Source organism: Leptolyngbya sp. 'hensonii' (assembly GCF_001939115.1).
GTDB lineage: Bacteria > Cyanobacteriota > Cyanobacteriia.
Genome location: NZ_MQTZ01000021.1, coordinates 21486 through 35341, shown reverse-complemented (window position 1 = coordinate 35341; position 13856 = coordinate 21486). Strand labels below are relative to the sequence as shown.

The window sequence follows — 13856 nt, the reverse complement described above, 5'->3', positions numbered from 1 at the left end:
CAAAGCCCAGAGCTCAAAGTGGCGATTATCGGGGCTTCAGGTTTCTTAATATTATGGCACTATTCTAAAGGGATATCCTTTGGACTTATGAGTAACGACCCGCTCCAAACCTATCAGGTTGTCTGCCTGGAATCTGCCCATACCCGTCTTTATGCAGAGGTCATTCAGATGATTCCTGAACGCCAAACATTCTGGGTCAGACCGCTCTGGATGGTTACTACTCTGGATGGAAATCCCCTGGCTCCGACCCCGGTAGACGGTTCTCTCGACCTGGTTACCCTCTATGATCTGCGGCAAACTTCAGATCTTTTAATGCCAGCCAGCCTGTTTCGACCCGCCCTAGACTCAGAAGTCGTGACACTCCTGGCCCAGCCCTTTCCAGGAGAAGCATCCCCCGAGGCCACCAGAACGGCTCAAAGTAGCTTGAACCAGTTCGTGCGCGACATTTGGGAAACCCACCCGGGAGCGTTTCAAGTGGATCTCGATCACCCGATCACCCATTAAACACTGGGAACTAGCCGCACACGTCCTTCATCCATCTCCGACATCAACAGTTCCAACGCTTCATAATCAACATCGGACACGTAACCTAATCGGGTTAACTCATGATTAATCGCATTTTCAATATCAGGCGTTAACTGTCCCATATAAAGAGCTTTTTCGACCAGGTGCCGAATACTCTCTTGAATTCCTTGGGGGCCTTTCATGGTTCACCACTTCCATGGGGTAGTAAGACATGGACGAAACCTGATTCAGGTTTAAAGTTGCTAATTACTAATTTTTGTGGCTTTTCTAAACAATTCTAGCGATTTCAAGCCTTTCCTCTCAGACCTGCACCGGAAGTCCCTAAACATTTCTAACGTTTGTTGGGCTTACAATACAGCTTCTCAGGGAACACCAGAAAAATATCACCTAAATGCGGTCAAAGCAAGTTCTAACCCTTCAAAATAAGTGGTCATTGCCTGGATTAGACGTGTTCTATCCCATGTCGGCACAGAATGCATCGATCGGAATCACAAATTCAAATTTTGGCCTTCGAAGTGAGCCCCTGCCCGCCCATCAGTAACTCCACGCAAGTGAAGTCCAACCATGGTGTCACAGCTTTAACTAGCAGATCTGGTTCAAACAGTCTCTGAGTTGCAACGGATCTCAATCACGACTGCCTGAGGATTCCAGTTTCACAGTTCATTCTCATGCTTCTGAATTAGGGCCAATTCTTTTCCCTGCGGTCATCCCGGATACAAATCCTGTCGTTTGATTCCAGTTGTTCTCCAAAACTTAAACGAAGTTCATCCGTCCGTGAAGATTCCACGAAGCACCCCCAGATACTGTGGATGTTTTCTGAGCCGAAGCTTATCGTTGGGTCTATAAGTAATTTCCCAGTTACATCAACCCATCCTGGACTTTGAGCTATGCAGACCACCTTAACGAAACCCGGGACTGAAGTTTTTCTGGCCTGTGGCCACTTGAACGCTTCAAATGCAAGTCAATTGCAAAATCAACTCACAGAACTGATGACAGCTCCCTGGTGCGATGGGTTAGTGGTAGATATGAGCCATGTTGAATCCCTGGACAGTGCTGGCCTGATGGTCCTGGTAGCCGTTCTGAGCTTGGCCCAGCGTCTGGACAAATGTTTTAGCCTCCGTGCCGTGTCCGCTTCCATTCGCATCATTTTTGAACTGACCCAGTTAGATCGGGTTTTCGAGATCGCCGTTGCCTGATTTAACCACCCTGGACAACCTGTCGCCAGAATGATTCCAGGGCAAGCACACAGTCTCGATCGTGGTATAAGGATGGGCTCCGCATCTCCATCTGCTGGCGGATCTGTCCTCGCCATGTTGAATCCAACCCTAAAGTTACGGCCAGATCTATATATTCCTGCTCATTGCCTGCGATTGTCTCAGTCAGGCCCAGTCGGCGCAGCATGGCTGCAGACAGATGCCCCCGCATGAACGCATCTGGCAGGGTGACCACTGGCAGAGCGCAGGCGATCGCATCGAGCGTTGTGTTCCCTCCCGAGAAACCAATGCTGTCCAGGTAGACATCAGACAACAAGTTCAGCATCAAATAATCGTTTCGGGGCAAACTGGGGAGAAACAAGCAGAAGTCCGCACAATTCAGATTGGCTGCGGCAAAGGCCCGTTCCAACCGTCCCTGAATCAGACCCACCCGCAGGAAGACGAACTGGGCTTGGGGCACTCGCTGCGCGATTTCAATCAGCAGGTAGTCATGCTGGGGTAGATACTTAAAGGGAGCCTGACAGCACAGATAAACCACCCCATCCTCTCGCAATTGCAAGTCAGAGCGATCCTTAGTCAATTCTGGAATGGCCGGTCTGGGATAGGAAACCCCAATGTGGGGCAGGCGGATCAGCGTCTCCCGGTAATGGGTTTCGCCCTGCTCCGGTTCCATCAGATCTCCAGACAGATAGTAGTCTACTGTGGGCAACCCAGAGGTCATGGGGTGGCCCCAAGCCGTGCAAACCATGGGAGCCAATCGCAGAGCCGCCATCTGCAGGGTCTGGGGATCCATCCCAATTTCTGGAAACACCAGCACATGCAAGCGATCGGCCAGAATCTGGCCACAAACCGCTTCTAAATTGTGGGGAATGTGGTGGAAGACATCACTATTCTGCCGGAACTGTTCCGTCACCGGATCCGGTTGATTACCCGTGTAGTAGCAATAGATTTCAAAATTCTGTCGATCGGCGTAGCGGAGCCAACCCGTCAGCCAAAGGGTGCCGCTGTAAGAATGCAGATAGGCGGAGGCATAGCCCACCCGAATCTTTTCCCCAGTTGCCAGAGATGGCATTGGCAACGGCTGCACCCAATCCGGATAGTTGGCCGCCATAATTCGATGCACCAGGTCCCCATACTGGCATTGCAGCACCAGATCATTCTGGTTCTGATAGGTCAGATAAAAATTGGTATAGCGTCCAATCCCAGCCAGGGCACTCTGTCGTCGGTCCAGGGTCGTCAAATCGGTCTGCGCCACCAGTCGCTGCAGCCCGATCGTAAAGCGTTGCCGATAGTCCTCAATCTCCTCTACCCTGTCATAGGTCAGAGGCAGGAGCAGATATTTCAGCAGATCAAAGGTGTAGTCCTCTGGCAGAGCCAGAGAAGCAGCAGTTGCAGCCTCGATCGCGGCCTGAGCATACCCATATTGACGCAGCAGCATCACCAGAGCAAAGTGCAACCCCCCTTCCGTGGGGTAATGGGCGACGCCTTCCTGCAACAGGGCGATCGCTCCATCCGGTTGACCACAGGCTCGCAGACATTCACCCAGGTTGAGATAAAGCTCCCCATCTTTCACCTGCAGAGCCCGCAGGCGCTGATAGATCTCCTTGGCCTGCTCCAGTCGTTGTTGTTGAAACAAAAGCCGGGCCAATCGTACCAGCGCATCGATCAAATTGGGAGCCAGACCGATCGCCGTTTCAAAAGCCAGAATGGCCCGCTCCGGATGCCCCATTGCCTCCAGGGTACGCCCCAGGGCATAGTGGGCGATCGCCTGCTCAGGATCCAGTTCCAGAGCTTTGACGAGTGCTTTCATGGCATCCACAAACTCGGCTCGGTCACAGTAGAGCAACCCCAGATTCAGCCAGGCTTCCGCATGCTCCTGGTTCCACAACAAGAATTGTCGATATTTTTGCTCCGCCAGGTCATACTGCTGCTGGCTATGAAGATCCCTGGCCTCGGTATAGAGATCCTGCTGGGCCTCTGCCCGTTGTTCCAGCACTTGCAATTCGTAAATAGCCTGAATCACCGATCGGTGGCGGACCTGGCTGAAGGTAGACCAATCATAGTCATGGGGGCGGTTCACATCCCAGCTCAGCAGATAGAGTCCATTCCAGAAGGTGGGATCACGGGGCACGGGGGTCGGCAACTCCAGCAAAAACTGGCAGGCTGGACTAACCGCAATAAAGTCCCAGATCGCCTGTTGAATCGTTTTCCAGTTGCTGTCATCGATCACGATCAGGGCTCGATCGGCCAGGAAAGGGCGCACCGCCAGCAACCCCATGATCTGGGAGCGGTAATCATGGGCTCCGTCATACAGATACACGCCAATTCGGTCTTCTGTCCCCAGTTGGCCCAGCTCGAGAAAGAACGCTTCAAATTCCTGATTACAGAACAGCACCTGCTCCTGCAGCCCGTACCGGGCCAGATTGCCCAGGAGTTTTTCCTCATTCTCCCCGGTGGGATCAAATTCAGAAAAGTTATCGATCGCATAGGCCATGGCATCCGGGTGATTGAGCAGCGCCCCAATCAGGGTCGAACCCTGGTAAGTGCCCACTTCACAATAAACCTCCCCCGGCTCCAGACAACTGACCGCATGATTCAAGAGCTGCATCACATTGGGGGTCGTCATGGCACTCACGTCTTCCAGGATCGCCCGAAAGGCGGGAGATTTCGGGCGGACTGAAGACTGTTGCCAATCTTCATAAAGCTGAGGCAGTCGATCGAGAAAGTTCTGATAGTCCACGGTGTTTAGCGTTCAAAAGTTGAAAGGATGAGGCATAGAGTCTTCTCAGTTAACATTGAGAGCAGGATGAACAGGCATACCGGAAATCAAGCTTATTCTATGGCAGTTGCAGTCGAGACCCTATTGACCCCCGATATTTCTCGTCCAGCCCGCTATCTGGGCAATGAGCGGGGGGCTGTGCACAAACCCTGGGAAAATGCAGGGGTCAGATGGTCCCTGACTTACCCAGAGGTTTATGAAGTCGGAGCCTCTAACCTGGGGCACATCATTCTCTACAACATTATTAATACCCAACCCCGGCAGTTATGCGATCGGGCCTATCTCCCAGCCCCGGACCTGGCTGCCAAACTGCGGGCCACCCAGACCCCCCTGTTTGCGGTGGAATCCCGTCGGCCACTTCTAAGCTTTGACATTTTAGGATTCAGCCTCAGCTATGAACTGGGAGCCACCAACATCCTGGAGATGTTGGATCTGGCGGGTATTCCCCTCACCTGGAAAGCCCGTAACGCAGCCGGAATCTGGGACGTGCAACAGGGTAGCTTTCCCCTGATTTTTGCAGGCGGGCAGACTGCGACCTCGAATCCAGAACCCTACGCCGACTTCTTTGATTTCGTGGCCCTGGGAGATGGAGAAGAATTACTGCCGGAAATCGGTCTTGTGCTTGAGCAGGGCAAGGCGGCTGGCCTCAGCCGGAAAGATCTGCTGCTGGATCTGGCCCAGGTGCCGGGGGTGTATGTGCCCCAGTTCTACGAGATGCGCCCCGATGGGTCGGTGGAGCCCAACCGTCCAGATGTGCCCCCACGGATTCTGCGCCGAGTGGCCACTCCTATCCCAGCCTACTCCATTGGTCTGGTGCCCTATGTCCAGACGGTGCACGATCGGTTGACGATCGAAATCCGCCGGGGCTGCACCCGGGGCTGCCGGTTCTGCCAACCCGGCATGCTAACTCGACCAGCCCGGGACGTGGAGCCAGAGCAGGTGATCACAGCGATTGAAGCGGGCATGCGTCAGACCGGGCACAATGAATTTTCCCTCCTATCCCTCAGTTGCTCGGATTATCTGGCCCTCCCATCCGTGGGCCTGGAGATCAAGAATCGCCTGCAGGAGGACAATATCTCCCTGTCCCTCCCCAGCCAGCGGGTCGATCGCTTCGATGAAAACATTGCCCATATCCTGGGAGGAGCCCGACAAATCGGCATCACCTTTGCCCCCGAAGCAGGAACACAACGGATGCGCGACATCGTGAATAAAGGGCTAACGAATGAGGAACTGTTGCGGGGTGTCCGCACGGCCTATGAGCAGGGCTGGGACAAAATCAAACTCTACTTCATGATCGGATTGCCGGGAGAGACAGATGCAGATGTTGTAGGCATCGCTGAAACCGTGGCCTGGTTGCAGCAGGAATGTCGGGGGCGCAGCAATAAAAAGTTGAACTTCAATATCACGATTTCTAACTTCACTCCCAAACCCCATACCCCATTTCAGTGGCACTCGGTCTCCACCAGCGAGTTTGAGCGCAAACAAGCGGTGCTGAAAACGGAACTGCGCCGCATCAAAGGAGTCAAAGCCAATTTCACCGATGTGCGGATCTCGGCCATGGAGGATTTTGTTGGCAGGGGAGATCGTCGTCTGGCAGCGGTGGTCCAGCGCGCTTGGGAACTGGGGGCTGGGATGGATGCCTGGTGGGAAAGCCTGGAGCGAGCTTTTGCAGCCTGGACCCAGGCGATCGCTGAATCAGGGCTGGGCTGGAAATACCGGCAAGTAGAACGGGGGGAGTGGAATGCCTTCCAGGGGGCTGACCAGACCTCCACCCACTACCAGGATGCTTTAGAGGCCCCCCTCCCCTGGGACCATCTGGATACGGGCATCACCAAAGCGTGGTTGCAGGCTGATTTACACCGGGCCTTGGAGGCTGCGATCGTCCCCGACTGCTCCTTTGATGGCTGCTCCCACTGCGGCGTCTGCGGTCCCGATTTTGGCCACAACATTGTCATCGATCCCCCACCCATTCCTGCTTTTGCCGGGGAATTTACCCCCAGCTCACAGCGGGTTCAGCGTCTGCGGGTCTGGTTTGGTAAGCAGGGCGATCTGGCTCTGGTCAGCCATCTGGATCTGCTGCGGCTCTTCGATCGGGCTCTTCGACGGGCGCACCTGCCCATCTCCTTTAGCGGGGGCTTCCACCCCAGTCCTCGGATTGCGATCGCCAATGCCCTGCCCCTGGGCACCACCAGTTCAGGCGAGGTCGTGGATTTTGAACTAACCCAATCCCTGGATCCAGAGGAATTTCGGCAACAACTGGCCGCCCAACTCCCAGTAGACTTACCCCTCTATGCCGTTATGGCCGTGGCCCCAGAAAGCCCCTCCACGACTCAGCTTCTGACCCAGGCTGAATACCAGATCACCGTCCAATCTGAAACCGGGGCTACCTTTTCTGACGCCCAATGGCAAACCTGGGTCGCCGCAATTGAAGCCGCTGATACTTTTGAGTGGGAACAGAAGACTAAATCTGGCCACACCTATCCGGTTAACTTGCGCGATCGGCTGGCGGAGATCGGGCTTCTCCTTCCCAAGGACAGACCCTCTAACCCGGATGGACTGCCACTTCCCGTCATAATCCGCTACATCGGGAGTTGCCGGAATGATGGCACCCTGCTCCGCCCCGAACAGGTGATCCATATGTTGGAACAGGTTGCTCACCAAGACTTTCAACTGGTTCACACCCACCGCTGCCGACTGTTGTTTTGCAATGAAAAAGCAACGGATTAAAAAAGGTGTGCTAGAATCCATCCATAGCTACGCAGGAAGGAAGTCAGAGGCTTCTGGGCATTGGTGCTCTGTTGCGTACAATTAATGCGCATACAATTAATATGTGTACGATTAGTACGTACGATAGCCGAGTACGGTGACTAAGTACGATGAATAAGTACAGTGTATGCACCGTCTTAAAAATCAAGCCTGGGCATGTTTAGGCCCCGGAAAGATTTGCTCCCGATTTCTCCACATAGCTCTGCATTAAGTTCTTTATTGTGAACTTTAGTATGCGGCTATGGGTTGAGTACCAAAATCCTACCCACGAGTGCCAGTGCAAGCAACCCGTGTAAGCTGTCAGGGCAATCTCAGGTTCTTCAGGCTACTCCTGAGTTAACCCGGTGAAAAACTTGCCTTTTTGGGTTCTCCAGAGTCCTTTTTCCAGGTTCTTTGGCCCTAAAGGCTTGCAATTTCCAGTGAAGCGCCTCGACTCATGGGTTGAGCTTCGAAGCAATTCACCAGTGGTCTTTCGCCAGTCGCTGTTATTTTTGATTGCCAGTCATTGACTCAGTCATCTATCCCAATTACTTATTTCAGTGCAGCCATTACGATGTTCCAGCCTGTTCTGAGCGTCGTCATTTTTTCATAGCCCTAGCTGAAAATGGGTTCATGTCGTTAGGGAGTTTATTTTGGCGAGAGGCACCTGTGGACCTGTGACTTTCGCTACAACCATTGAGGAAACTGAATGCCAAAGCAAATTATCATCGCAGAGCAGCATCGAATTGCTGCTGTTTTCTCCGAAGACCAGATCCAGGAGCTGATTGTCGCCACCGGGACTCATCAGATTAGCGACATTTATCTGGGTATCGTAGAAAATGTTTTACCAGGTATCGATGCCGCCTTCGTTAACATCGGAGACTCAGAACGGAACGGGTTTATTCATGTGACCGACCTCGGTCCTATTCGCCTGAAACGATCGGCAGGTTCTATCACTGAACTGCTCACCCCCCAACAAAAGGTGCTGGTGCAGATCATGAAGGAGCCTACAGGTAATAAAGGCCCCCGGTTGACGGGTAAAATTACCCTGCCTGGGCGGTACCTGGTCCTGATGCCCTATGGCAAAGGGGTAAACCTTTCCCGACACATTCGCAATGAGAATGAGCGCAACCGGCTGCGGGCACTGGCCATCCTGATTAAGCCTGCGGGTATGGGCATGATTGTTCGTACAGAAGCAGAAGGGGTTCCGGAAGAAGCCATCATCGAAGACCTGGAAACCCTGCAAAAGCAGTGGGAAACAGTTCAGCAGGAAGCTACCACCTCCCGCCCTCCCGCCCTCTTAAATCGGGATGATGATTTTATCCAGCGGGTTTTGCGGGATGTTTATAGTGCTGAAGTGAACCGGATTGTAGTGGACTCTCACACTGGCTTGAAACGGGTGAAGCAACATCTGGCTTCCTGGAGCAGTGGCAAAGCCCCCCAGGGATTATTGGTCGATCATCACCGAGATCGCATCCCAATCTTGGAATATTTCCGAGTCAATGCTGCCATTCGTGAAGCCCTCAAGCCCAGGGTTGATCTGCCTTCAGGTGGCTACATTATCATCCAACCGACGGAAGCCCTGACTGTGATCGACGTGAACTCTGGCTCCTTTACCCGATCGGCCACAGCGCGCGAAACCGTTCTCTGGACAAACTGCGAGGCCGCCACTGAAATCGCCCGCCAACTCCGCCTGAGAAACATGGCAGGTGTCATTATCGTAGACTTCATTGACATGGATGCCCGTCGTGACCAGTTGCAGGTGCTGGAGCATTTCAACCGGGCCCTGAAGGCAGACAAAGCCAGGCCCCAAATTGCCCAACTATCGGAACTGGGTCTGGTCGAGCTGACCCGTAAACGCCAGGGCCAGAACATCTACGAACTTTTTGGTCGGGCCTGCCCCACCTGCGGCGGTTTGGGGCACCTGGTTCATCTCCCTGGAGAGGCCGAAGCAGAAGACCTGATCCGGCTAGATTCCTCCGGTTACAGACCTCGCAGCCGCAGCAATGCCACCGCTGACCTGTTCTCCGCTCAAGAAACTGGAGACTTACTGGATACCGGTTTTGTCAATGACACCCCCTGGGATGGCCAGGATGAGGATTCAGAGGATGGTTCTGAGACAGAACTTCCGGGTTACGCTATCCCGCAAGAGCGGGGGGGAAGTCACCGTCGTCGTCGCCGCCGGAACGATAATGTCAAGCCGCAAGGCCATGACCGACGAGAATCCAGCGGGGGCAGGCGCAACCGCCCGGCAGAAGCTGGTTTGGAAGAACGATCGGACCGTCCAGAGCGGGCAGACACGAATGGTTCCCGGGTGGTCAATGGTTCTAACAGAGGCATCACGCCCAGACCAGAAGCGCCAGCGATCGAGGTCGATAGCGCAGCACCCATAGAGGAAGCCGCTCCGGTTGCCCTGCGTCAAGGTTGGGCCCAAAAATCAGAACGAGGTAAATCTGGGAGACGGGAGGGACGGCCCGCCCCTGCAGCACCAGAACTGGTCGTCGTCGAGATGACTCCAGAAGAACAGGAGCTTTACTCCCTGATGGGGATTTCGCCGCTGGTTCTGGTTCCACAGGGCGTGAAAGACCCTCGCACAGCCATGATTTCTGTCGTTTTACCCGGTGAGCGTCCCCTCGATTTGCCCCCAGGGTTAGAAGATGGTCGGTTACAGCCCACCGAGCCTGAATCTGAGCCAGAGGATGGGTTGGCCTTTGTGGAGGTCCCCCTGCCAGTAGAGATCTCCGATCTGCCACCAGCCATTGCTCAGAGCAACGAGGATGAAACGACAGACTCCTTGGTAGATCCAGACCCAGCGGAAGAACTGACCAAGACCAGTGTCAGTGAACCCGAAAATCGGCGGCGGCGGCGGCGCTCTTCGGCGGTAGACAGCAGCAGGTAGCCCCCTTGCAATCCACTCAGCTCAGCTTGCTGGAGGAATTCCGTGATGCCCACATCCCGGAACGAATCGCGGGTGTTGATGAAGTGGGTCGAGGTTGCCTGTTTGGGCCAGTCGTAGCCGCTGCAGTCATTTTGCCTCCTCTGGCTGAGCCCCATCTGATCGCCCTAGGTGTCACCGACAGCAAGCAGATCTCGGCTACTGAGCGGCAATTTCTTGCCACTCAGATTCAAGCAATGGCCTTAAGTTGCCGCATCGGCACGGCTTCCGTGCGAGAGATCGATCGACTCAATATTCTGGGTGCCTCTTTACTCGCCATGAAGCGAGCTATTCGCCGTTTGACCCCCCAACCTGAACTTTGCTTAATCGATGGTAATCAATTAATTCCCGACCTGGATCTCCCCCAGCAGCCTCTCGTCAGGGGAGACAGTCGTTGTCTGGCAATTGCGGCAGCCAGCATTATCGCCAAGGTCTGGCGCGACCAATTGATCATTCGCCTCGCCGATCGCTATCCAGGCTATGATCTAGCGGCCAACAAAGGCTATGGCACCGCCAAACATCGGGCTGCCCTAGCGCGGTATGGTCCTACACCATACCATCGGTTGTCTTTTTCACCCTGCCATGCCGCCCGAGAACGGGCTCTATAGAAAATTTCATGTCGATTCGGCTGGGTAAGGAGGTACAATCCCCATGCAGAAATCCTCTACACCTCCTTGTCCCTCACCTGCCAGGGGATCGATTTATTATCGGGCAGGCAGGGCAGACGCTCCTGGAAAAACAGCCGCATCTGCTGATGTAGAGGCCACCCAGCGATAGTAGTCCGACACCAATTGGTGCATGAGCCGCTGCTTAATGGTCAGCAAAACACTCTTCAGCAGGCTATTGCCCGCCGCCTCCAGCAACGGCCTAGGCGTTAACCATAAGGTGGGTGGCAATTCTACTTGAACCTCCAGATCAGCCCTTCCTAGCAGATGAACCGCACCATTCACCAAATGGGGCTGCAGTTTACCGACGAGATTCAGGTTAAACCGTTGATTGATATACTCGATACCACGAATTTCGCAGCTCACGGATCTCAAATGGACCGTTCCTTGCGATTCGGTCCAGACCTGAAGGTCCACAGTCGGCTGCAGATTGAAGGCCAGGAAAGAAAGTGGACGTAACTTCAGCCGGTACCGATCGTTGCCCAATAGTTCAATCCGACTCGGGTCAACCAGCGCATTCACCAATCGCTGCGGTTGTCGGAGGTAATGTTGAATCGGGACGGGTTGTTCTGCAACAGCAATATCAACAGTCTGGGAAGAGGTGAACCGGGTAAGCATAGTCGGCAGCACGGGGTTGTGTAAATCCTTATTAACTTATTTTAAGAAACAAATTCACAACTCATCTAATACTTGAGGTGTAAATTGCCAGAAAATAGGGAAAATTTAGACCCTTCCTGAGGGGCAACACTTCAAGATCCGTATGTTTTCAGTTGAAGAAATTAGAAAAGTTGTAAAAAACGATAATTTCCAGATTATAGAGTCAAACGAGGATTATTCATCATGGCCAGCGTCTCCATTGCTCACCTCGGACCTTCCGGCACCAATGCCGAAACAGCGGCCCTAAACTGCGCTACCTGGTTACAGCAAAAAACGGGCCAATCCGCTCTTTTACATCCCTATGCCACGATTGCGCAAACCTTGCAGGCCGTGGCCCAGGGTGAGACCCAATTGGCCGTTGTCCCGGTGGAGAACTCGATCGAGGGCAGTGTGACCGTCACCCTGGACACCCTCTGGCAGCTCGACCAGTTACGGATTCAGGCCGCCCTGGTCCTGACCATTTCCAATACCCTGCTGTCGCGGGCGACCCAGTTAGCGGACATCCGGGTGGTTTATTCCCATCCCCAGGCTCTGGCCCAGTGCCAGCACTGGCTCCGACAAACTCTACCCGCAGCCCAGCTCGTTCCGGCCAACTCGACCACAGAAGCCCTGACCCATCTGGTGGAAGACACCACGATCGCGGCGATCGCTTCAGAACGAGCAGCCCAACTCTACCAGGTACCCATTCTGGCTCAGGCCATCAGCGACTACCCCGATAACTGTACCCGCTTCTGGCTTCTCAGCCTGGAACCCTCACCCGGAGGCGACCACACCTCTCTGGCCTTCATTGTGCATGATAGTCCAGGGGCGCTGGTTAAACCCTTACAGATTTTTGCCCAGCGAGACATTAATTTGAGTCGGATCGAATCCCGTCCCTCGAAGCGATCCCTGGGGGACTATTTATTTTTCGTTGATCTGGAGGCAGATACTCGTCAGCCTGCTGTGCAATCTGCCCTGAAAGAGCTAGAAGCCTACACCGAGACGCTGAAGATCTTTGGCAGCTATTCCGTCATCCCCATCTAAGGCTGGTTCGTCAATTTCATCTCTTCCCACCAGCGATTCAGGGGAAAGTAAATCACTGGAGCCCAAAGACTGCTGAGAATGGCTGAAGAAAGGGCAATCCGTTGATGGTGTGTCCAGATTTCTGATAGGGTACGATCGCCTTGAATCGCAAATTGCAACGCCAGGATGGTCTCGGCCAGCACCGCCATACCGAAAACAATCAGCGCCACTGAAATAAAGTCTTCCTGAATGTAGCGTTGCTTCCGCAGACGAGCCGTCAGAACACCCACCACCACCAGACTCAGGGCATGGGTTGGATCGGTAGCTGTCATCCCATCCTGAATCAAGCCTAAAGCCAGCCCGGCTAGGGCTCCCTGCAGCACAGGCCGTTTAACGCTCCAGGCTACAACCCAGACCAACAACCAGTTAGGACCAATACCAGCCAGCTCCATCCCTGGAAGGCGTACCGGCAGGATCAAGAGACATAAAAATGCCGAAGCAAGGGTAACCGTCCATGCTTTGAGGATATCAAGGTTAGGCTGGCGACGGACAGGGGTATTCAAGGCTGAGGCGCTCCAGAAGATGCCTTGGGATTTGGATAAATAACAACCCACTCCACGTAACTGATCGGAGCAGAAAATTCAACGGTCGCTTCTGGCGCAGGACTCTTACTCAGGTTCACGGCAACAATCCGCCCAATCGGCAACCCTGGTGGAAAGAGCTGACTGAAAGCAGAGGTTGAAACGGCATCACCCACCCGGACATCAGGGACTTTATCAAAGAACTCGATCGTGGCCTGAGTTTCTGATTGCCCCCGCATGTACCCGGTGTAGCGGGTCCGACTGACCGTAACGCCTACCTGACTGGTTGGATCACTAATCAGGAGTACACGACTGGTGTGAGGGGTCACGTTAATCACCTGGCCCACCAGCCCCCCTGTCCCACTCACAATGTCCCCAACTTTGACGCCATCTTTACTCCCCCGACCTAGAGTAATCTGTTGCCACCAATGGTCAGCACTGCGGCCAACCACTGGAGCAACTACCCCAGCCTGCTGATTGGCTTTGACATAGCCAACCAATTCTCGCAGCTTCTGGTTTTGACCTTCCAGCTCCCGAAGTCGATCCTGAAGTTCTCTAACCCGAGAACTGACCAATCTATCTTCTTGAATTGGACTGGCTTGAAAGGGCCGAGCCGTCCATCGATAGGCTTCAAAAATCAGGCTGCCCTGAGTTTGTCGAATTGACCAAGCTGCACCCAAAGCAAGGGTAACCAGCAAGGCCTGCAACCCATAGCGATCCCACCAGCGACGTATGGTATACATGTCGATAAGA

The 13856-nt window shown here is 53.9% G+C and carries 11 protein-coding genes; 6 read left to right on the top strand and 5 right to left on the bottom strand.

The features are described 5' to 3' along the window. Nucleotides 1–87 precede the first annotated feature (87 nt). Complete coding sequence (locus BST81_RS08705) at nucleotides 88–504, top strand: hypothetical protein (protein ID WP_075598162.1); 417 nt, start codon at nucleotides 88–90, stop codon at nucleotides 502–504. On the opposite strand, the gene BST81_RS08700 is transcribed toward BST81_RS08705, so the two are convergent. Next, the gene (locus BST81_RS08700) at nucleotides 501–707 is read right to left on the bottom strand and encodes a hypothetical protein (RefSeq protein ID WP_075598161.1); all 207 of its coding nucleotides are present in this window, start codon (nucleotides 705–707) and stop codon (nucleotides 501–503) included. The genes BST81_RS08705 and BST81_RS08700 overlap by 4 nt on opposite strands. Before the next feature lie 705 nt (nucleotides 708–1412). Here BST81_RS08700 and BST81_RS08695 point away from each other — a divergent pair. Further along, complete coding sequence (locus BST81_RS08695) at nucleotides 1413–1721, top strand: STAS domain-containing protein (protein ID WP_075598160.1); 309 nt, start codon at nucleotides 1413–1415, stop codon at nucleotides 1719–1721. A 1-nt stretch (nucleotide 1722) separates the two neighbouring features. On the opposite strand, the gene BST81_RS08690 is transcribed toward BST81_RS08695, so the two are convergent. Next, nucleotides 1723–4479: a tetratricopeptide repeat protein gene (locus BST81_RS08690; protein ID WP_075598159.1), complete on the bottom strand. Its 2757-nt coding sequence runs from the start codon at nucleotides 4477–4479 to the stop codon at nucleotides 1723–1725. A 99-nt stretch (nucleotides 4480–4578) separates the two neighbouring features. Here BST81_RS08690 and BST81_RS08685 point away from each other — a divergent pair, with 99 nt between their 5' ends. From BST81_RS08685 to BST81_RS08675, 3 genes are all read left to right on the top strand, one after another. After that, a complete protein-coding gene (locus BST81_RS08685) occupies nucleotides 4579–7245 on the top strand; it encodes a TIGR03960 family B12-binding radical SAM protein (protein ID WP_075598158.1) in 2667 nt (888 codons plus the stop codon). Nucleotides 7246–7972: 727 nt separating this feature from the next. Then, complete coding sequence (locus tag BST81_RS08680; protein ID WP_075598157.1) at nucleotides 7973–10162, top strand: Rne/Rng family ribonuclease; 2190 nt, start codon at nucleotides 7973–7975, stop codon at nucleotides 10160–10162. 5 nt (nucleotides 10163–10167) lie between these two features. Further along, entirely contained in the window at nucleotides 10168–10806 is a 639-nt protein-coding gene (locus BST81_RS08675; RefSeq protein ID WP_075598156.1) for a ribonuclease HII, read from the top strand. 96 nt (nucleotides 10807–10902) lie between these two features. Here the strand turns inward: BST81_RS08675 and BST81_RS08670 are convergent, their stop codons facing one another. Continuing rightward, nucleotides 10903–11493, bottom strand: coding sequence for a DUF1997 domain-containing protein (locus BST81_RS08670; protein WP_253188170.1), 591 nt, complete (start codon nucleotides 11491–11493; stop codon nucleotides 10903–10905). Between the two features lie 210 nt (nucleotides 11494–11703). Here BST81_RS08670 and pheA point away from each other — a divergent pair, with 210 nt between their 5' ends. Continuing rightward, complete coding sequence (gene pheA, locus BST81_RS08665) at nucleotides 11704–12543, top strand: prephenate dehydratase (protein ID WP_075598154.1); 840 nt, start codon at nucleotides 11704–11706, stop codon at nucleotides 12541–12543. Here pheA and mreD read toward each other — a convergent pair. Both mreD and mreC read right to left on the bottom strand, forming a co-directional pair. Continuing rightward, the gene (mreD, locus tag BST81_RS08660; RefSeq protein WP_075598153.1) at nucleotides 12540–13085 is read right to left on the bottom strand and encodes a rod shape-determining protein MreD; all 546 of its coding nucleotides are present in this window, start codon (nucleotides 13083–13085) and stop codon (nucleotides 12540–12542) included. The two genes, pheA and mreD, sit on opposite strands and share 4 nt — an antisense overlap. Further along, nucleotides 13082–13846 carry a rod shape-determining protein MreC gene (gene mreC, locus BST81_RS08655; protein ID WP_075598152.1) on the bottom strand — a complete coding sequence of 255 codons (765 nt, stop codon included), beginning with the start codon at nucleotides 13844–13846 and terminating at the stop codon, nucleotides 13082–13084. Before mreC ends, mreD begins: the two co-directional genes overlap by 4 nt. Nucleotides 13847–13856: the final 10 nt, after the last annotated feature.